At 62.6% G+C, this 18,288-nt stretch carries 16 protein-coding genes and 2 tRNA genes; 9 read left to right on the forward strand and 9 right to left on the reverse strand.

What is annotated here, in order from left to right; translation table 11 throughout:
- Positions 1-37: 37 nt before the first annotated feature.
- Entirely contained in the window at positions 38-835 is a 798-nt protein-coding gene (locus FJQ89_RS12950; protein ID WP_141170468.1) for a helix-turn-helix transcriptional regulator, read from the forward strand.
- Positions 836-882: 47 nt separating this feature from the next.
- On the opposite strand, the gene FJQ89_RS12955 is transcribed toward FJQ89_RS12950, so the two are convergent.
- Positions 883-959: transfer RNA gene (locus tag FJQ89_RS12955), tRNA-Met, on the reverse strand.
- 142 nt (positions 960-1,101) lie between these two features.
- A tRNA-Met gene (locus FJQ89_RS12960) sits at positions 1,102-1,178 on the reverse strand.
- A 185-nt stretch (positions 1,179-1,363) separates the two neighbouring features.
- Here FJQ89_RS12960 and FJQ89_RS12965 point away from each other — a divergent pair.
- The 3 genes from FJQ89_RS12965 to FJQ89_RS12975 are packed head-to-tail and all read left to right on the forward strand — an operon-like array spanning position 1,364 to position 3,472.
- A complete protein-coding gene (locus FJQ89_RS12965) occupies positions 1,364-1,942 on the forward strand; it encodes an NUDIX hydrolase (RefSeq protein ID WP_071075798.1) in 579 nt (192 codons plus the stop codon).
- Between the two features lie 30 nt (positions 1,943-1,972).
- Positions 1,973-2,689, forward strand: a complete 717-nt coding sequence (aat, locus tag FJQ89_RS12970; protein WP_141170469.1) for a leucyl/phenylalanyl-tRNA--protein transferase — start codon at positions 1,973-1,975, stop codon at positions 2,687-2,689.
- 60 nt (positions 2,690-2,749) lie between these two features.
- Complete coding sequence (locus FJQ89_RS12975) at positions 2,750-3,472, forward strand: arginyltransferase (protein ID WP_141170470.1); 723 nt, start codon at positions 2,750-2,752, stop codon at positions 3,470-3,472.
- 102 nt (positions 3,473-3,574) lie between these two features.
- On the opposite strand, the gene FJQ89_RS12980 is transcribed toward FJQ89_RS12975, so the two are convergent.
- Positions 3,575-6,886, reverse strand: a complete 3,312-nt coding sequence (locus FJQ89_RS12980) for a S41 family peptidase (protein ID WP_141170471.1) — start codon at positions 6,884-6,886, stop codon at positions 3,575-3,577.
- Positions 6,887-7,091: 205 nt separating this feature from the next.
- On the opposite strand from FJQ89_RS12980, the gene FJQ89_RS12985 reads away from it, so the two are divergent.
- From FJQ89_RS12985 to FJQ89_RS13005, 5 genes are all read left to right on the forward strand, one after another.
- Positions 7,092-8,141, forward strand: a complete 1,050-nt coding sequence (locus FJQ89_RS12985) for a quinone-dependent dihydroorotate dehydrogenase (RefSeq protein ID WP_141170472.1) — start codon at positions 7,092-7,094, stop codon at positions 8,139-8,141.
- Positions 8,141-9,187: an aldo/keto reductase gene (locus tag FJQ89_RS12990; protein WP_141172779.1), complete on the forward strand. Its 1,047-nt coding sequence runs from the start codon at positions 8,141-8,143 to the stop codon at positions 9,185-9,187. The genes FJQ89_RS12985 and FJQ89_RS12990 overlap by 1 nt, the downstream gene beginning before the upstream one ends.
- A gap of 294 nt (positions 9,188-9,481) precedes the next feature.
- Positions 9,482-11,902, forward strand: a complete 2,421-nt coding sequence (locus FJQ89_RS12995) for a TonB-dependent receptor plug domain-containing protein (protein WP_141170473.1) — start codon at positions 9,482-9,484, stop codon at positions 11,900-11,902.
- A 154-nt stretch (positions 11,903-12,056) separates the two neighbouring features.
- A complete protein-coding gene (locus FJQ89_RS13000; protein ID WP_141170474.1) occupies positions 12,057-12,668 on the forward strand; it encodes an immunity protein Imm33 domain-containing protein in 612 nt (203 codons plus the stop codon).
- Positions 12,665-13,018, forward strand: a complete 354-nt coding sequence (locus FJQ89_RS13005) for an MmcQ/YjbR family DNA-binding protein (RefSeq protein WP_141170475.1) — start codon at positions 12,665-12,667, stop codon at positions 13,016-13,018. Before FJQ89_RS13000 ends, FJQ89_RS13005 begins: the two co-directional genes overlap by 4 nt.
- Here FJQ89_RS13005 and FJQ89_RS13010 read toward each other — a convergent pair.
- From FJQ89_RS13010 to FJQ89_RS13035, 6 genes are all read right to left on the reverse strand, one after another.
- A complete protein-coding gene (locus FJQ89_RS13010) occupies positions 13,015-13,947 on the reverse strand; it encodes a CysB family HTH-type transcriptional regulator (protein WP_099762432.1) in 933 nt (310 codons plus the stop codon). The two genes, FJQ89_RS13005 and FJQ89_RS13010, sit on opposite strands and share 4 nt — an antisense overlap.
- Positions 13,948-13,960: 13 nt before the next feature.
- Entirely contained in the window at positions 13,961-15,031 is a 1,071-nt protein-coding gene (locus FJQ89_RS13015) for a sulfate/molybdate ABC transporter ATP-binding protein (RefSeq protein WP_096237561.1), read from the reverse strand.
- Position 15,032: 1 nt separating this feature from the next.
- On the reverse strand, positions 15,033-15,959 hold the full coding sequence (gene cysW, locus FJQ89_RS13020) for a sulfate ABC transporter permease subunit CysW (protein ID WP_243136539.1): 927 nt from the start codon (positions 15,957-15,959) through the stop codon (positions 15,033-15,035).
- Positions 15,956-16,765 (reverse strand): sulfate ABC transporter permease subunit CysT, encoded by an 810-nt coding sequence (cysT, locus tag FJQ89_RS13025; RefSeq protein ID WP_243136569.1) that lies wholly within the window; start codon positions 16,763-16,765, stop codon positions 15,956-15,958. The genes cysW and cysT overlap by 4 nt, the downstream gene beginning before the upstream one ends.
- A gap of 230 nt (positions 16,766-16,995) precedes the next feature.
- A complete protein-coding gene (locus FJQ89_RS13030) occupies positions 16,996-17,634 on the reverse strand; it encodes a peroxiredoxin (protein ID WP_099762429.1) in 639 nt (212 codons plus the stop codon).
- Between the two features lie 42 nt (positions 17,635-17,676).
- Positions 17,677-18,243 (reverse strand): RBBP9/YdeN family alpha/beta hydrolase, encoded by a 567-nt coding sequence (locus FJQ89_RS13035; RefSeq protein WP_141172780.1) that lies wholly within the window; start codon positions 18,241-18,243, stop codon positions 17,677-17,679.
- Positions 18,244-18,288: the final 45 nt, after the last annotated feature.

An 18,288-nucleotide genomic window follows, 5' to 3' on the forward strand; every position in this document is an offset into this window, starting at 1 on the left:
TTACTGATAGCAACAGGCACAACGGAAAGACCGTACCATGCGCACTTTGGCCCGCACCCGCCACGAACTGGCCGCCTACCTGCAGGCGCGGCGCGCACGGCTGTCGCCCGAAGACGTGGGCTTGCCCGGCGGTGGAAGGCGGCGTACGCCGGGCTTGCGCCGCGAAGAAGTGGCGGCGCTGGCCGGTGTGGGGCTGACCTGGTACACCTGGCTGGAGCAGGGGCGCGAGATCGGCGTCTCCAGCGCCTTTCTCGACAAGCTGGCCGAAGTGCTGAAACTGGACGCGGGCGAGCGCCGCCACCTGTTCCTGCTGGCGCATGCGCGTCCGCCGGCCGAAGAGGGCAAGACGTATTGCGTGGTGCCGCCGCTGGTGCGCCGATTGATGCACGAGCTGGCGCATCCGGCCTATGTGCTCAATCTGCGCTGGGACGTGCTGGCATTCAATGCGGGTGCGGATGCCCTGTTTGGCTTCGGCGCGCATGCCGCCGCGCGCCGCAATCTGCTGTGGCTGCTGTTTACCGACCCGCTGCTGCGCTCACGCTTTGTCGGCTGGGAAGAGCAGGCGCCGCTGATGCTGTCGAGCTTTCGCCGCGACTATGCGCGCGCCACGCAGGAAGCGGACATTCACGCACTGGTGGAAGAACTGGAAAAAGTCTCGCCCGAGTTCAAGCGATGGTGGCGCCGCCACGACGTGCATGCGCCCTGCGCCGGCGTGCGTCGCCTGGCAATCGACGGCGAGCAGGTCGCGTATGAGCACACCTCGCTGACCATCGATGCGGAGCGCCATTTGCGGCTGGTCGTGTATGCGCGCCGAGTGGAAGAAGAAACCCCGTAGAACGAAAAAACCGCTGGCCCTCTTGCGAGGAACCAGCGGCTTCGAAATGGTTGCGGGGACAGGATTTGAACCTGTGACCTTCGGGTTATGAGCCCGACGAGCTGCCAGACTGCTCCACCCCGCACTCGAATTATATACCAGATTGTTGCGCGGCGTAAAGGGCAAGAATTGACAATCTCATTCCTGCCCCGCCTGCCGAAGTTTGCCGTTGGCCGGCAATGAAAAAAGCCGCTGATCTTTTGCAAGAGTCAGCGGCTTTCCGGTATTGGTTGCGGGGACAGGATTTGAACCTGTGACCTTCGGGTTATGAGCCCGACGAGCTGCCAGACTGCTCCACCCCGCACAAGAATTATAAGGGCAAACGGGTGGCTTAGGCAATAGCTATCTCAACTTAGACTGCAATAGAGCCATTTAATTAAGTAGGTCGACCAATTGCCGCTTGGCATGGTGTCCGCCCGTCACGCCACGCCGCACGCAATCGGTGTACAGTAAGCGTTACACTTGACACCCATTTTCCTAAGCCAGCCCATGAAATTCTGCTCCGAATGCGCCCATCCTGTCAGCCTGTCCATTCCGGAAGGCGACAACCGTCCGCGCTATGTCTGCGCCAACTGCGACGCCATCCATTACCAGAACCCGAAAATGGTGGTCGGTTCGATTCCCGTCTGGGAAGAGGATGGCCAGCTCCAGGTCTTGCTGTGCAAGCGCGCCATCGAGCCGCGCCTGGGCTACTGGACCCTGCCAGCCGGTTTCATGGAAAACGATGAAACCACGTCCGACGCGGCCGAGCGCGAAACGGTGGAGGAAGCAGGCGCCAATATCGAGCTGGGGCCCCTGTTTTCGCTGCTCAACGTGCAGCGCGTGCACCAGGTGCACCTGTTCTACCTGGCGCGTTTGCGCGACCTCGATTTCGCACCGGGCATCGAAAGCCTGGACGTGCAGCTGTTTACGGAAGCGCAGATTCCCTGGGATGACCTGGCCTTCCCCACCATCCGCGCCACCCTGGAACTGTTCTTTGCCGACCGCGTGAAAATCCGCGAAGGCGGCAGCTATGGCGTCCATACAGGCGACATCACGCGCCCGATGGCGCGCCCGGATGCCGAGTAAACCCATCCACCCCATTACCATTGCGATGGCATGATTCCCTGGCTAGATATCCACACACCCTTTCCCGACGTCTCGCGCGCCCTCACCGATGAAGCGCCCGGACTGCTGGCGGCCGGCGCCGACCTGTCGCCCACGCGCCTGCTCGACGCCTACCGGCACGGCATCTTTCCCTGGTTTTCCGAAGGCCAGCCCATACTCTGGTGGAGCACCGATCCGCGCATGGTGCTGATGACGGAGAACTTCAAAGTCTCCGACAGCCTGGCCAAGGCCATCCGCAAGGTCGAGCGCAGCGCCGCCACGGACGGGCGCTGGCAGCTGCGCTTCGACGGCGATTTCGACGCCGTCATGCGCGCCTGCGCGGCGCCGCGCAAGGATGGCCCGGGCACCTGGATATCGGACGACATCATCGCCGGCTACACGGGCTTGCACAAGCTGGGCTACGCGCACTCGTCGGAACTGTGGCTGGACGGCGAACTGGTGGGCGGTGCGTATGGCGTGTCGATCGGGCGCATGTTCTATGGCGAATCGATGTTCGCGCGCGTGACGGATGGTTCGAAGATCGCGCTGGCGCAGCTGGTGCGCTTTTTGCAGGCGCGCGGCGTGACCATGATTGACTGCCAGCAAGAAACAAAACACCTGGCCTCGCTGGGCGCGGCGCCCATTTCGCGCGCGCGCTTCCTGGCCCATGTGCGCGTCGCCATTGAAGCTGCGCAAATCACCGATTGGCATGCTGCGCCAGCGGCGTAAAAAAGCTATGATAGCCTCACACAGACATCCATTGCTGCGGCCAGACCAGACAGGATCAGCATGACGCACCTGAACGAACTACCGTTTGCCACCCTGCAGTTCTACACGACGGCGCCCTACCCGTGCAGCTACCTGGACGACCGCCAGGCCCGCTCGCAGGTGGCCACGCCTTCGCACCTGATCAACAGCGACGTGTATTCGGAACTGGTGCGCAACGGCTTTCGCCGCAGCGGTATCTTCACCTACCGGCCGTACTGCGACGGCTGCCAGGCCTGCATCCCCGTGCGCGTGGTGGCGCAATCGTTCACGCCCAACCGCAACCAGCGCCGCGCCTGGAGCCGGCACGCCGACCTGCAGGCGGGCGTGGCCAGCCTGTCGTTCCTCGACGAGCATTACGAGCTGTATCTGCGCTACCAGAGCACGCGCCACGCGGGCGGCGGCATGGATCAGGACAGCCGCGACCAGTACGCGCAATTTTTGCTGCAAAGCCGGGTCAACACGCGCCTGGTGGAGTTTCGCGATGCCGACGGCATCCTGCGCATGGTCAGCATCATCGACGTGCTGGCCGATGGCCTGTCGTCCGTCTACACGTTTTTCGATCCCGATGTGCCGGGCGCCTCGTTCGGCACCTACAACGTGCTGTGGCAAATCGCCCAGGCGCGCGAACTGGGCTTGCCCTACATCTACCTGGGCTACTGGATAGAACAAAGCCCGAAGATGGCGTATAAAACCAATTTCAAGCCGCTGGAAGCGCGGATCAAGGGGCAGTGGGTCATCCTGTAAAACGTGGGATTATTTGGTAGGTCGGATTAGCGCAAAGCGCGCAATCCGACACTGCGATGCCAACAATGGTGTCGGATTACGGCGCTTCGCGCCGAATCCGACCTACTTGCTCTTGTCCGGAAACGCCGGACGCGGCGGCCGCACGGGCGGGTTCTTCGCCAGCTCGGCCTGGATCACTTCAATCGCCTTTTCCAGCTGCGGATCGCGGCCGGCGATGACGTCGGCCGGCGTTTGCTCGACTTCGATATCGGGCGGCACGCCTTCGTTTTCCACGCCCCAGCCGTTTTCGCGCGTCCAGAACGCCAGGTTCGGCGCCGTGATGAAGCCACCATCCATCAGCACGGGGAAGCCGAGGATGCCCACCAGGCCGCCCCACGTCGCCTTGCCGATCAGCGGGCCCATATTATTTTTGCGGAACATCCACGGCAGCAGGTCGCCGCCCGAACCGGCCGTCTCGTCGATCAGCATGGCACGCGGCCCCTGGATGGAGGCGGACGGCGTCTTCATGTCGGCGCCATAGCGCATGGTCCACCAGGCGATTTCCTTCTTCTGCAGGATCTCGATGTAGTAATCGGCCACGCTGCCGCCGCCATTGAAGCGCTCGTCGACGATGATGGCCTGCTTGTCCGCCTGCGGGAAGAAATAGCGTTTGAAGTAGGTGTGGCCCAGCCCCGCCGTATTGGGCACGTACACGTACGCCACCTTGCCGCCCGTGGCCGCATTGACCTTGCGCATATTGCCCTCGATCCAGTCGCGGTTGCGCAAGGCATCCTCGGTCGGCACGGGCACCACGGTGATGGTGCGCGCGCCCTTGCCGTCGGCCGATGGCCCCACGGTCAGGTCGATGGCCTTGCCGGCCGTGTTCTCGAAGGCGCTGTAGATATTCGTCGGCGGCAGCAAAGGACGGCTGTCGACGGCCAGTAGGTATTCGCCCGCCTTGACGTTCAGGCCCGGCTCCGTCAGCGGCGCGCGCAGGGCCGGATTCCAGTTCAAGCCGCCATACACCTTCTTGAAGCGGTAATGGCCGTCGCGCACTTCGTAATCGGCGCCCAGCAAGCCACCCGGCACTTTCTTCGCCTCGACAAAATCGTCGCCGCCGCCGCCGCGATGGTGGCCCACGGCCAGTTCGCTGCACATCCATTGAATCAGGCGGTTCAGATCCGCGCGGCTGGACAGCTCGGGCAGGAACACGGCGTACTTGTCGCGCATGGCCTTCCAGTCCACGCCATGCATGCCCGGATCATAGAAATAGTCGCGGTTGATGCGCCACACCTCATTGAAGATCTGCGTCCACTCGGCGCGCGGATCGGCTTTCACTTCGATGGCGTCGACCTTGATCTTGCCCTCCCCCGGCGCCAGCAACTTGCCCGTGGCGGAGCCCATGGCCCAGTTGTCCTTCTGCCGGTACAGCAGCTTCTTGCCATCGGCCGACACCTCGAAGTCGTCCGCTTCGGCCACCACGGTTTCCGCCTTGCGCTCCTTCAAGTCAAAGCGCTGCACGGCCTTCTTGCCATCGCTTTCGCGCAGCAAAAAGATCTGCCCCGCAGCGCCAGCCGTCAGGCTGGAGAATTGCGCGGCCGGCAGCGGCAGGTCGACGATGCGCGTGGCGATGCCGTCGAAATCGATGCTGATCGGCGCCACGGGCGCCACCACCACTTTCGGATCATCGCGGCCCGTCTTCGGATCGACCTTCGCTTCGCTCTTCGGCTCGGCTTCCGCCTTCGCCGTGTCTTTCTTGCTCTCCGCGCTGGCGGCCTTTTCCTCGTCGCTTTCCTTGATCAGGGGCGACGGCAAGTCGCGCCGCAGCACGGCCATCCACACGGTGCGCGTCACCAGGTTGTCTTCGTTCTGCTGCGAGAACCAGTTGTTGCTGGGGCCTGCGTTGGTCGACGCGAAGAAGTACAGGTATTTGCCGCTCTTGTCGAACACGGGCTGGGCCACGTCGGACAGGCCATCCGTGACGGGCATGGACTTGTTCTGCTCCACGGAATAGATATACGCGCTGCGCGTGTAGGTGGGCGAATTGAGCGTGTAGGCCAGCCAGCGCGAATCGGGTGCCCACGAGGCGCGCATGCTCTTGTCCACGCCATACATCGGCTCCGTGGCTATTTTTTGCACCTTGCCCGTGCCGACGTCGATCACATACATGCTCCAGCCATTGTCGGCAAACGCGATCTTCTTGCTGTCGGGCGACCAGACGGCGTTGTCATAGAAGCCGCTGCCATTCAGCTTGTACTTGCGTACGGCACCCTTGCCGTCCTGCGCGCGCACATGCAGTTCATATTCTCCCGACTCGTCCGAAAAATACGCGACCGAGCGGCCATCGGGCGACCAGATGGGCGTGCGCTCGTGCGCGCCGGCCGTCTGCGTCAGGTTGCGCACGTCGCCCTTGTCGGCGGGGATGGTGACGATCTCGCCCCGGTATTCAAAGGCGATGCGCGCGCCCGACGGCGAAACCGACGCGTCGCGGATGTATTTCGCGTTCTTCACCCAGCGCGGGCGCGTCTGCCCCAGGTCGCTGGCCACGCCGATGGCAAGTTTGTGCGCCTGGCCGCTGGCGATGTCAAACGCGTGCAGGTAGCCCGCCTGCTCATAGACGATGGTGCCATTCGCCGCCGACGCGTTCAGCACGGGGAAATCCGTGTGCTGCGTCAGCTGGCGCACGGCCTTGGTCTTGACGTCATACGCGAACAGGTTGAATTCGCCGTTGCGGTCCGAGCGGAAGTACACGGTGTCGCCCAGCCACATGGGATCGACGTCGTTCGAGCGCGTGGTCGGCTGGGGGATTTTTTCGATGGATTTGTCGGCCGAGGAGAATAACCACAGCCAGGAATTGGTGCCGCCCCGGTAGCGCTTCCACTGCTTGAAGGCCGGCATCAGAGGGTTGTAGGCGATGCGCTTGCCGTCCGGCGAATACGCGGCGCGCGAGGCGTTGGGGATTTCCAGCTGGGTTTCCACGCCGCCCGCCAGCGGTACCGTGAACAGCTTCTGAAAGCGGTTGTTGAAGGCGGCACGGGGCGAGGTGAACATCACGGCCTGGCCATCGGGCGTGAACGACTGCGCCAGGTCAGCGCCCGGGTGGAAGGTCAGGCGGCGCGGCACGCCGCCCGCCGCCGCGATCACATACACGTCGACATTGCCGTCGATGTTGGCGCTATACGCGATCTGGCTGCCGTCGGGCGAGAAGACGGGATTGGACTTGTCGCCGAGGTCGGACGTGAGGCGCCGCGCGCCGCCGCCGTCCAGGTTCGACAGCCACAGGTCGCCCGCATAGATGAAGGCGATATGGCGGCTGGAGACGGCCGGTTCGCTCAGCATGCGGGTGTCTTGCGTATTGGGCAGGGCCAGGGCCGGGTGGCTCAGCAGCAGTGCGCTGGCGGCCGCGATGGCCGTCAAGATGCGTGTCTTTTTCAATCGATGTCTCGCTTATGAAGTCAACAGAACAGAGAAAAAACAGGAAAGTCCATGGCCGGATGCGAATTAACAAGGAATCAATGTTGCATTTGGCCAAAGAGAACTATACACCCGACAGCCGCGTGGAACACGGTAAAATACGGCACTTATTTCGCGCGCCGCCAGCCCTTCCCGGCGGTCTGCGCACCACCCTAAAAGCGCCCCCATGTCTGAAAAATTCCTGTACTCCCTCGCCCGCCCGCTGCTGTTTTCGATGGATGCCGAAGCGGCCCACCATCTCACCCTGCCCGCCCTGAAACGCGCCAGCGCGCTGGGCCTGACCAAGCTGGCCGGCAAACCGGCGCTTGATCCGCGCACGGTGATGGGCATCACCTTCCCGAACCCGGTGGGCCTGGCCGCCGGCCTGGACAAGGATGGCGCCTACATCGACGCGCTGGCCGACCTGGGTTTTGGCTCCATCGAAGTGGGCACCGTCACGCCGCGCGCGCAGGCGGGCAATCCGAAACCGCGCATGTTCCGCCTGCCGCAGGCGCAGGGCATCATCAACCGCATGGGCTTTAACAATGGCGGCGTGGACGCCTTTGTGGCCAACGTGCAGGCGTCGAAGTTTTACCAGAACCGCGCCGGCGTGCTGGGCCTGAACATCGGCAAGAACGCCGACACGCCCATCGAGCGGGCGGCCGACGACTACCTGCTGTGCCTGGAAAAAGTCTACCCCTACGCCAGCTATGTGACGGTGAACATCTCCTCGCCGAACACCAAGAATTTGCGCCAGCTGCAGGGCGCGTCCGAACTCGACGCCCTGCTGTCGCAGCTCAAGGATGCCCAGGCGCGCCTGGCGGACAAGCACAAGCGCTACGTGCCGCTGGCCCTGAAAATCGCGCCGGACATGGATGCTGAACAGGTGAAAAGCATCGCCGAGTCGCTCACGCGCCACCGCATCGATGGCGTCATCGCCACCAACACAACCCTGTCGCGCAGCGCCGTCGAAGGCATGCCGCACGGCGCGGAAGCGGGCGGCCTGTCGGGCGCACCCGTGTTCGAGCTGTCGAACAATGTCATCCGTTTGCTGAAGGTGGAACTGGGCGACGCCTTGCCCATCATCGGTGTGGGCGGCATCATGCAGGGCAAGGATGCCGTGGCCAAGTTCGAGGCGGGCGCGCAGCTGGTGCAGCTGTACAGCGGCCTGATTTACGCCGGTCCGGCCTTGATCAAGGATTGCGCGCGCGCGCTGCACGGCAAACAGGCGAAATGATCAACAAGATCAAGCTGGGCGCCAGCAGCCTGGAAGTGAGCCGGATCTGCCTGGGCACGATGACCTTCGGCGAACAGAATTCGGAAGCTGAAGCGCACAGCCAGCTCGATTACGCGCTGGAACGGGGCATCAACTTCATCGACACGGCGGAGATGTATCCGGTGATGGCCAGCGCGCAGACGCAGGGCAGCACCGAGCGCTACATCGGCAGCTGGCTGAAGAAAAGCGGCCGGCGCGGCGACATCGTGCTGGCCAGCAAGATAGCCGGACCAAACTCGCGCATGCACTGGATACGCAAGGGCAAGACGGACCACGACGCGGTCAACATCCGCGCCGCCGTCGAGGACAGCCTGCGCCGGCTGCAGACGGAGCACATCGACCTGTATCAGCTGCACTGGCCCAGCCGCAACCTGCCCATCTTCGGCGCCAGCGTCTACAACCCGCGCAAGGAACACGCCTCGGTGGCGATCGAGGATACCCTGGCCGTGCTGGGCAAGCTGGTCGACGAAGGCAAGATCGGCCACATCGGCGTGTCGAACGAATCGTCGTGGGGCGTGTGCGAATTCATCAAGCAGGCCGAGCTGAAAGGCTTGCCGCGCATCGCGTCCATCCAGAACCTGTACAACCTGACGGCGCGCCACTTTGAAACCAGCCTGCTCGACGAAACCTGCCACAGGGAAAACGTCAGCTTGCTGGCCTACAGCCCGCTGGCCTTCGGCCAGCTGACGGCGAAATACCTCGACGATCCGCAGGCCAAGGGCCGCCTGACGCGCTTCCCTGCCGGCTGGAGTCCCCGCTACGTGCGCCCTGCCACCATCGCGGCAGCCAGCCAGTATGCGGCGCTGGCCCGCGCGCACGGCTTGACGCCGGCGCAACTGGCGCTGGCCTGGTGCTACTCGCGCTGGTTCGTGGCCTCGACCATCATCGGCGCCACCAGCGTGGCGCAACTGCAGCAAAATATCGATGCGTATCAAGTCAGCTTGTCGCCGGAACTGCTGGCGGCCGTCGACGCCATCCACGCCAGCGCGCCCAATCCGGGCCAGTAGGCGCCACCGTCTGGCGGAGCATGCCGCCGCCAGACACCCCACGCTCCTCGCGGATAGTCGTATTTATACAACAGCCAGCATTTTACTGCGGTGCAGCATTGCAGCCTGCCATGCCCGGTCGTATGCTGGAGACAAGGCCATATGCGCTACTCGCGCCATTTTGACCAGTATCAGATATTTATTGCATATCGATAGACAGAACAATTCGTAAGCACGCCGTTCGCCCGCTGCTAAGCTGATTTCGTCATCGGACCGCCATGGTCCGCGCAACCACTAACCGAAGAGATATTGTCGATGAGTTCAAGCACCGCCCGCTCCCAGCTTCCCGCCCTTCCCGTGAAAACCGTTATCGCCGCCAGCCTGATCGCCTGCTTCAGCCTGCCAATGCATGTGCAAGCGCAGCAAGAGCTGCCGGCCGAAGGGGAATTGCAATCGGTGGTGGTCACCGGTACCTTCGCCAAGAACCGCCGCACCATCGATTCCGAATCGCCGATCGACATCCTCACCTCGCGCGACCTGCAAAGCACGGGTTCGGGCGAACTGGCTACCGTACTGGCGCGCCTGCTGCCATCGCTGAACTTTGCCCGCGCCACGGGCGCCGACGCCAGCGACGCCGTGCGTCCGGCGCAGCTGCGCGGCCTGTCGCCCGACCAGACCCTGGTGCTGGTGAACGGCAAGCGCCGTTATACGTCCGCCGTGGTCAACGTCAACGGTTCGCTGGGCCGCGGCTCGGCGCCCGTCGACCTGAACGCCATTCCCCTGGCCGCCATCGACCATGTGGAAGTACTGCGCGATGGTGCGGCGGCCCAGTACGGCTCCGACGCGATTGCCGGCGTGATCAACATCATCCTGAAAAAAGGCGCGGCCGGCGGCGACATCGAAGTGGGCTATGGCCAGACGCAGGAACGCGACGGCAAGCAAAAATCCATCAAGGGTTCGGCCGGCTTCGCCCTGGGCGACGACGGCTGGGTGCGTGTCTCGGCCGAAGTGGCCGAACGCGACCCGACCAACCGCGCCGGCGCCGATTTCCGCAATCCGCTGGAACCGCGCTACGGCAAGGTCAACCAGCGCTATGGCGACCCGGAAAGCAAGCCGGCCACCGTCTTCATCAACAGCGAATACCATATCAATGACAATGTGGACTGGTATGCCTTCGGCAACTATGGCAAGCGTGACACGTCGGCCGCCGCCACCTGGCGCACGGCCCTGATCCAGAACTCCAGCACCAAGGTATACTCGCAGCGCACGCCGATCTTCCCGGAAGGCTTTTTGCCATTGCAAAACAGCACCCTGACCGACCAGTCCATCGTCACCGGCTTGCGCGGCGAGGCGGCCGGCTGGCGCTGGGATGCCAGCATCAATTACGGCAGCAACAAGTTCGAACTGGACCTGGACAACACGGTCAACCAGTCGCTGGGCGCAGCCAGCCCCACGCACTTCTATGCCGGCTCGCTGAAAAATGAGCAGACGGTATTGAACCTCGATGCGGCGCGCGAATTTCCCGTGTCTTACTTTACGGGACCACTGACGGTAGCCGTCGGTGCCGAAGCGCGGCATGAAAAGTACAGCATCGGCGCCGGCGACGCGGCGTCGTACACGGGCGGCGGCTCGCAGGGCTTTGCCGGCTTCCGTCCTGCCAACGCAGGCAGCCACTCGCGCCACAATGAGTCGATCTATGTGAACCTGGAAGCGGAAGCGACGAAAAACCTGTCCGGTGGCGTGGCCCTGCGCCATGAGCGCTACAGCGATTTCGGCAGCACCACCTCGGCCAAGGGTTCGGCCCGCTATGCATTCACTGACACCCTGTCCCTGCGCGGCACCGTGTCGAGCGGCTTCCGCGCGCCGTCGCTGGCGCAGCAGTACTACACCATCACCACCACCAACTTCCAGGTCATCAATGGCAACAATACGGCCATCGAGACGGGCACCTTCGCCGTCAACACGCCGCAGGCACGCTCCCTCGGTGCGCAAGACCTGAAACCGGAAAAGGCCCGCAACTACAGCCTGGGCCTGCAATTCCAGCCGACCCGCAACTTCACCACGACCGTGGACGCTTACCGCATCGACATCGACAACCGCATCCTGTTCTCGGCCAACCTGGCGCTGAATGACAAGCTGAAGGGCGAGCTGGCGACGCAAGGCTCGACCGTGGGCGCGGCGCGCTACTTCACCAACGCCGTCGATACGCGCACCGAAGGCGTGGACATCGTCAGCACCTACCGCATCGACCTGCAGGAAAAGGACCGCCTGGACCTCACCGTGGCGTACAACCATAACAAGAGCACGGTACAGAAAATCGCCGACAATCCGGCCATCCTGACGGCCAACAACCTGAAACTGATCGACCGCCAGAGTATCGACCGCATCACGGTGGCGTCGCCGAAGGACAAGTTCAGCCTGGCCGCCGACTATGGCTTCGGCATCTGGAACGTGCACGGACTGGTGACGCGCTACGGCAGCTTCACCGTGCCGCAGAACGATGTCAAGCTGGACCAGACGTATGATCCGCAATGGGTGCTGGACGTGTCCGGTTCTGTGAAACTGGGCAAGAACTGGCGCCTGGTGGCCGGCATCGACAACGTCACCAACCGCTACCCGGCGCAAGTGACCAGCAACGGCAACCTGAACGTCAACGGCACGCAGCCCTACAGCATCTTCGCGCCGAACGGTTTCAACGGCCGCTATTACTACGCCAAGGCGGGCTATAGCTGGTAATAACTGGCAATAGCTGGCAATAGCAACGCAGCACGGGAGGCATCTGCCTCCCGTTTTCATTCCGGCCTATCAAATAAAGCCCTGGCGTACGGGTGGCCATCCTGGCAGGCAATCGGCTACCATGGACATTCCCCCACTCTGATGACGGAATACCATGCCCAGCTGGCATCTGACCGACGCTGCCGAACTGGCGGCGCGCCACCCTTACACCTTCTACAAATCGCCGCCCGAGGCCATCGCCCAGGTGCGCCCCGGCGAAGTGGTCAAGCTGATCTTCGCCTTCCACAGCGACGATCCGCAAGCGCCGGGCGCCGAGCGCATGTGGGTGCTGGTGGATACGGTCGCGCCAAATGGGCGCTTCACCGGCAAGCTCGACAATATGCCCGGCTACATCCAGGATTTAAAAGCCAAGGACCCCGTCGCCTTCGAAGCGCGCCACATCATCAACACGCAGCACGACGATGACGATAACCTCGTCAACCGCTATGCGGGCCTGTGCTTTGTGACAAAAAGAATACTGGAAGACGGCGCGCCCGTCGGCTATCTGTACCGCGAGGAGCCGGACAACGCTGACGACAGCGGCTGGCGCTTCACGGCCAACGACGAAAGCGACGACTACATCAACGACAGCGCCAACGTGGCCCTCGTCTCGCTCGGTGCCGTGCTCAGCGTGGACGACCGCTTCATCCGCCTGCTCGATGCTCCGGCAGGGTCGGCGTATGCCTTCGACCACAACACGCAACAATTCATGGCGGTGGACGAATGACAAGCGATGAACTGAAGCAATTTTGCGCGGCCCTGCCCGGCGCGCAAGCCGTGCTGTACGGTGCGCCGTCGAACATCCTCGTGTACGAAGTGAGCGGCAAGAAATTTGCGTATTTCAAGACCAGCACGCCGGAACAATGGCGCTTCAGCCTGCGTGTCAGCGCGGAGCGCTTTATCGAGCTGACGGACATGCCGGGCGTGAAACCGGCCCGTTACATGGGCCGCTTTCACTGGGTCACCATCGTCGACGTGGCGCGTTTCCCCAGCGATTACCTGGCCGAACTGGTGCAGGATAGCTACGCGCGCGCCGTGGCCAGCCTGACGCGCGCGCAGCGGGCGACCATCGGCTAGAGGGCTTCCTCGCCTGCCATGGCGCGGTCGATGTCTGCGCGCGTCAGGTCCGGCGCCAGTTGCAGGATGAACTCGTAGGCGTAGGCGCGCAGGTAGGCGCCGCGGCGCACGGCCAGGCGCGTCGTGTTGCTGGCGAACAGATGCGACGCTTCCACCGCCCTTAACCCCTTGTCACGGCCATGGTCGAAGGCCATCGAGGCAACGATGCCCACGCCCAGGCCCAGCGCCACGTATTGCTTGATGACGTCGGAATCCATGGCGGTGAGGATGATATCGGTGGCCACGCCCGCCTTGGCGAACGCATCGTCGATATGGCCGCGTCCCGTGAAACCCTTGTCGTAGGTAATCAACGGATATTTGGCCAGGTCTTCCAGGCGGATCGGCGAGTGTTCAAGCAGCGGGTGGCCGTCCGGCACGACGATCAGATGGCTCCAGCGGTAGCACGGAAACGACACCAGGTCGGGGAACTGGCTCAGGCCTTCCGTGGCGATGCCGATATCGGTCTTGCCCGACAACACCCATTCCGCGATGTGCTCGGGCGCGCTTTGTTGTAGCGCAATGCGCACGTCGGGATAGGCGGCGCGAAAGCCCTGCACCACTTTCGGCAGCGCATAGCGCGCCTGCGTGTGCGTGGCCGCCACCGACAGGGTGCCGCTGGTCTGGCCGCTGTATTCGAGGCTGGCCTGCTGCAGGTTTTCCGCCTCGATCAAGAGGCGATCGACGATTTTCAAAATGCCCTTGCCCGGCTCCGTCAAGCCCGTCAAGCGCTTGCCGTTGCGCTCGAAGATGACCACGCCCAGCTCGTCCTCGAGTTCGCGGATTTGCCGGCTCACGCCCGGCTGCGACGTGAACAGGGCGTTGGCCACTTCCGTCAGGTTATAGCCGCGGCGGGCCGCTTCGCGGATCGAGCGCAGTTGTTGAAAGTTCATATATTTTCAGCCTTTAGGTTCTTGTTGGTTCAACGAACACGTGGAGGCGTTTCGGGCGGACAACTAACGTCTCACCTTCCTTCAGCTGCAGATGCGTAAAACGCTCATTCGACATCACCGCTTCGATCAGTTCGCTGTTATCGATGCGCTGCAAGTCCAGCTGGGCCAGCGGGCCGATCGCATGCGCGCGGCTCAGTTTCACCACGATGCCTTCGGCACCCTGCGTGTAGCGGTCGATTTCCAGGTCATGTGGACGCACATAGGCCGTGCCCTTGCTGTCGCTCACGCCCGCATAATCGGGCACCTCGAAGCTGGCGTCACCGGTCGCCATCACGCCGTCATGCACGCGGCCATGGAACAGGTTGACGTTGCCGAGGAAGCCGTACACAAACGGCGACGCCGGATGGTTGTACACCTGCTCCGGCGAACCCAGTTGCTCCACGGTGCCCTTGTTCATCAGCACCACCTGGTCGGCCACTTCCAGCGCTTCTTCCTGGTCATGCGTGACAAAAATGCTGGTGACGTGCAAGTCGTCATGCAGGCGGCGCAGCCAGCGGCGCAATTCCTTGCGCACCTTGGCATCCAAAGCGCCGAACGGCTCGTCGAGCAGCAGCACGCGCGGTTCGACGGCCAGTGCGCGTGCCAGGGCGATGCGCTGGCGTTGTCCGCCCGACAGCTGCGGCGGATAGCGGTCGGCCAGCCAGTCCAGCTGCACCAGTTCCAGCAAATCTTTGACTTTGCGGCGGATCTGGTCTTCCGACGGGCGCTCGCTGCGCGACTTCACGCGTAAACCAAAGGCCACGTTTTCAAATACCGTCATGTGCTTGAACAGCGCATAGTGCTGAAAGACGAAACCCACTTGCCGCTCGCGCACATGGCGGTTCGACGCATCTTCCGCATCGAGCAGCACCTGCCCGCTGTCGGGGTGTTCCAGACCGGCGATGATGCGCAGCAAGGTCGTCTTGCCGCAACCGGACGGGCCCAGCAGGGCAGTCAGTTCACCGGCGGGAAAGTCCAGCGAGATATTGTCGAGGGCGACGAAATCGCCGAAACGCTTGTGGATGTTTTTAACTGCGATGGTCATATCAGTGCTCCGTGGAACGTAAGGCGGAATCGTCGGCGTCGCTCTCGTTCAAACGCCACTCAATAAAAGCTTTCAAGGCCAGGGTCACCAGGGCCAGCAGGGCCAGCAGCGAGGCGACGGCAAACGCGGCGGCAAAGTTGTACTCGTTGTACAAAATCTCCACCTGCAGCGGCATGGTGTTCGTTTCGCCGCGAATATGACCGGAGACCACGGACACGGCGCCGAACTCGCCCATGGCGCGGGCGTTACACAGGATCACGCCGTACAGCAAGCCCCACTTGATATTTGGCAAAGTCACGCGGCGGAACGTGTTCCAGCCCGACGCGCCCAGCACGAGTGCGGCCTCTTCCTCTTCGCTGCCCTGCGACTGCATCAGCGGTATCAGTTCGCGCGCCACGAAGGGGAAGGTAATAAAGATGGTGGCCAGCACGATGCCGGGCACGGCAAACAGGATCTTGATATCGTGTTCCTGCAGCCACGGACCGAACCAGCCCTGGGCGCCGAACATCAGCACATAGATCAGGCCGGAAATCACGGGCGAGACGGAAAACGGCAAGTCGATCAGGGTCAGCAGGATGCTCTTGCCGCGGAACTCGAACTTGGCGATGCACCAGGAAGCGGCCACGCCGAACACCAGGTTCAGCGGCACGGCGATGGCCGCCGTGATCAGGGTCAGCTTGATGGCGGAAATCGCGTCCGGATCGATGATGGCGGCGATATACGCTTCCCAGCCCTTCTTGAACGCTTCGGCAAACACGGCCACCAGGGGCACGATCAGGAACGCCGTCAGGAACAGCAAGGCGATGCTGATCAATACCGTGCGCACCCACAGCGGTTCCAGCACGACGGGGCCGACATTCGGTTCGAAACGGCGCGCTTTTGGCAGCGCATCTTCCACATTCGCCACGGCGGTGATATTCGTACTCATGATTTCTTCGCCTTTCCGCGCGTCCATGCTTGCAGCAGGTTAATCGTCAACAACAGCAGGAAGGACACCACCAGCATCACCACGGCAATGGCCGTGGCACCCGCGTAATCGTATTGCTCCAGCTTGGTAATAATGAACAGCGGCGTGATTTCCGACACCATCGGCATGTTGCCGGCGATAAAGATCACGGAACCGTACTCGCCCGTGGCGCGGGCAAATGCCAGCGCAAAGCCCGTCAGCAGGGACGGCAGAATCGTGGGAAAGATGACGCGGGTAAACGTTTGCAGGGAATTGGCACCCAGGCTGGCGGCCGCTTCTTCGAGTTCCTTTTCCGCGTCTTCCAGCACCGGTTGCACGGTGCGCACGACAAACGGCAAGCCGATGAAGGTCAGCGCCACCACCACGCCCAGCGGCGTGAACGCCACCTTGATGCCCAGCACGCCTTCGATGAACTGGCCGAACCAGCCGTTCGACGAGTACAGGGCCGTCAGGGTGATGCCGGCGACGGCCGTCGGCAAGGCGAACGGCAAGTCGACCAGCGCGTCGATGATGCGCTTGCCGGGAAACTTGTAACGCACCAGCACCCAGGCCAGGATGCCGCCAAACACCACGTTCAGCAGGGCGGCGATCAGCGAGGCGCCAAACGTCAGCCGGTACGACGCCATCACGCGGTCGGACGTAACGGCACTGAAGAAGGCATCCCACGTCATGGTGAAGGTTTTCAGGAACACCGACGAGAGCGGAATGAGAACGATCAAGGCCAGGTAAAAGAGCGTGAAGCCCAGTGACAGCTTGAAACCAGGCATGACCCGAAACGGCGCGCCGCGCGCCTTGATCGGTGCTGCTGTTGCTGCAGACATAGAAACCCCTTCTTATTACATTTTTGAGTTATAGGGTGCAATAATCACATGCAATCGTTATAAAAAGAACTAACCATTTCTCATTTGCTTAGATGGATTTTGCATACTTGCCAGCAGAATCGGCGGGCGAAAAAAAACGCACCGGCGAGGTGCGTTTTTTGTTGGAATTAAAACTTTTACTTGTTGGGCTGCGGCGTCAAACGCAGATACGGCTTGGCGGCCGTAAAGCCCTTCGGATATTTCTGCTTGATCACGTCCGGGTCTTGCACGGTCAATGGGATGATGACGTCGTCGCCGTCTTGCCAGTTGCCTGGCGTGGCGACCGTGTAGCCGTCCGTCAGTTGCAGGGCATCGATGACGCGCAGGATTTCATTGAAGTTGCGGCCCGTACTGAGCGGATACGTGAGGATCAGCCGCACCTTTTTGTTCGGGTCGACGATGAAAACGGAGCGCACGGTGGCCGTGACGGATTGCTCCGGGTGAATCATGTCGTACAGCACCGACACTTTCTTGTCGACGTCGGCGATGATGGGGAAGCCCACCACCGTGTTTTGCGTCTCTTCGATATCCTTGATCCAGCTCTTGTGCGACTCGGCCGCGTCCACCGACAGGGCGATGGCCTTCACGTTACGCTTGTCGAATTCCGGCTTGAGCTTGGCCGTCAGGCCCAGCTCCGTCGTGCACACGGGGGTAAAGTCGGCCGGGTGGGAAAACAGCACCACCCAGGAATTGCCAGCCCACTCGTGGAACTTGAGCGGGCCGATCGAGCTGTCTTGTTCAAAATCAGGGGCGACATCGCCCAGGCGTAAAGTCATCGTGCTCTCCTTGAGAAGTTGTGTAGCGGGATGTTCGTCGTATCAGGCTGCCTGACGGTGGCGTTTGTCGCCTTGCGCCAGATCAAACAGCGTTTGCAGTTGCGCCTGGCCGTAGACCCAGTCACCAAGGCGCGACTCGGCGTTGATATGGCCCAGTGCACCGCCATCAATATACTTGCAATTCCAGCGCCGTGCCCACTGCGCCGCGTGCTCGGCCGTCATCCACGGGTCCGTCTGGCTGGCGATCAATATGCCGGGGCAAGGCAGGCGCTTTTGCGGCAGGGCCTTCGCCACGCCAAACTTGTCCGGGTCGGCCGGCCCCACCAGCAGCACGCCGGCCACGCCCCGCGGGTCGCGGGCCAGGCTGTGCGCCGTCGCCAGGCAGCCGAAGCTGTGGGCGACGATCAGGGTGGGGCGCGCATCTTGCTGCCGCACCTGGTCCAGGCGCGCCGACCAGGTGGCCAGGTCGGGTTCGTTCCAGTCGTCCTGTTCGACCCGTTCGAATTGCGGATACAGGCGCTGCCAGCGGCTCTGCCAGTGCTCGGGACCGCTGTTATGCAAGCCCGGCACGATCAGTACCCGGTAATCGGAAAAGCTGCGCAGCGCCATGATGTGTCCTTGCGTGATCGATTCCGGCAAGCGTTGCCGCCTGCC

Source organism: Janthinobacterium tructae (assembly GCF_006517255.1).
Taxonomy (GTDB): domain Bacteria; phylum Pseudomonadota; class Gammaproteobacteria; order Burkholderiales; family Burkholderiaceae_D; genus Janthinobacterium; species Janthinobacterium tructae.

What these genes read in the sequence shown, in the direction of transcription:
- FJQ89_RS13000 (WP_141170474.1), top strand. Translation starts at nt 12,057, where the DNA reads ATGCCCAGCTGGCATCTGACCGACGCTGCCGAACTGGCGGCGCGCCAC.
- cysW (WP_243136539.1), bottom strand. Translation starts at nt 15,959, where the DNA reads ATGAGTACGAATATCACCGCCGTGGCGAATGTGGAAGATGCGCTGCCA.
- FJQ89_RS13015 (WP_096237561.1), bottom strand. Translation starts at nt 15,031, where the DNA reads ATGACCATCGCAGTTAAAAACATCCACAAGCGTTTCGGCGATTTCGTC.
- FJQ89_RS13030 (WP_099762429.1), bottom strand. Translation starts at nt 17,634, where the DNA reads ATGACTTTACGCCTGGGCGATGTCGCCCCTGATTTTGAACAAGACAGC.
- FJQ89_RS13010 (WP_099762432.1), bottom strand. Translation starts at nt 13,947, where the DNA reads ATGAACTTTCAACAACTGCGCTCGATCCGCGAAGCGGCCCGCCGCGGC.
- FJQ89_RS12995 (WP_141170473.1), top strand. Translation starts at nt 9,482, where the DNA reads ATGAGTTCAAGCACCGCCCGCTCCCAGCTTCCCGCCCTTCCCGTGAAA.
- aat (WP_141170469.1), top strand. Translation starts at nt 1,973, where the DNA reads ATGATTCCCTGGCTAGATATCCACACACCCTTTCCCGACGTCTCGCGC.
- FJQ89_RS12975 (WP_141170470.1), top strand. Translation starts at nt 2,750, where the DNA reads ATGACGCACCTGAACGAACTACCGTTTGCCACCCTGCAGTTCTACACG.
- FJQ89_RS12965 (WP_071075798.1), top strand. Translation starts at nt 1,364, where the DNA reads ATGAAATTCTGCTCCGAATGCGCCCATCCTGTCAGCCTGTCCATTCCG.
- FJQ89_RS12950 (WP_141170468.1), top strand. Translation starts at nt 38, where the DNA reads ATGCGCACTTTGGCCCGCACCCGCCACGAACTGGCCGCCTACCTGCAG.
- cysT (WP_243136569.1), bottom strand. Translation starts at nt 16,765, where the DNA reads ATGCCTGGTTTCAAGCTGTCACTGGGCTTCACGCTCTTTTACCTGGCC.
- FJQ89_RS13035 (WP_141172780.1), bottom strand. Translation starts at nt 18,243, where the DNA reads ATGGCGCTGCGCAGCTTTTCCGATTACCGGGTACTGATCGTGCCGGGC.
- FJQ89_RS13005 (WP_141170475.1), top strand. Translation starts at nt 12,665, where the DNA reads ATGACAAGCGATGAACTGAAGCAATTTTGCGCGGCCCTGCCCGGCGCG.
- FJQ89_RS12985 (WP_141170472.1), top strand. Translation starts at nt 7,092, where the DNA reads ATGTCTGAAAAATTCCTGTACTCCCTCGCCCGCCCGCTGCTGTTTTCG.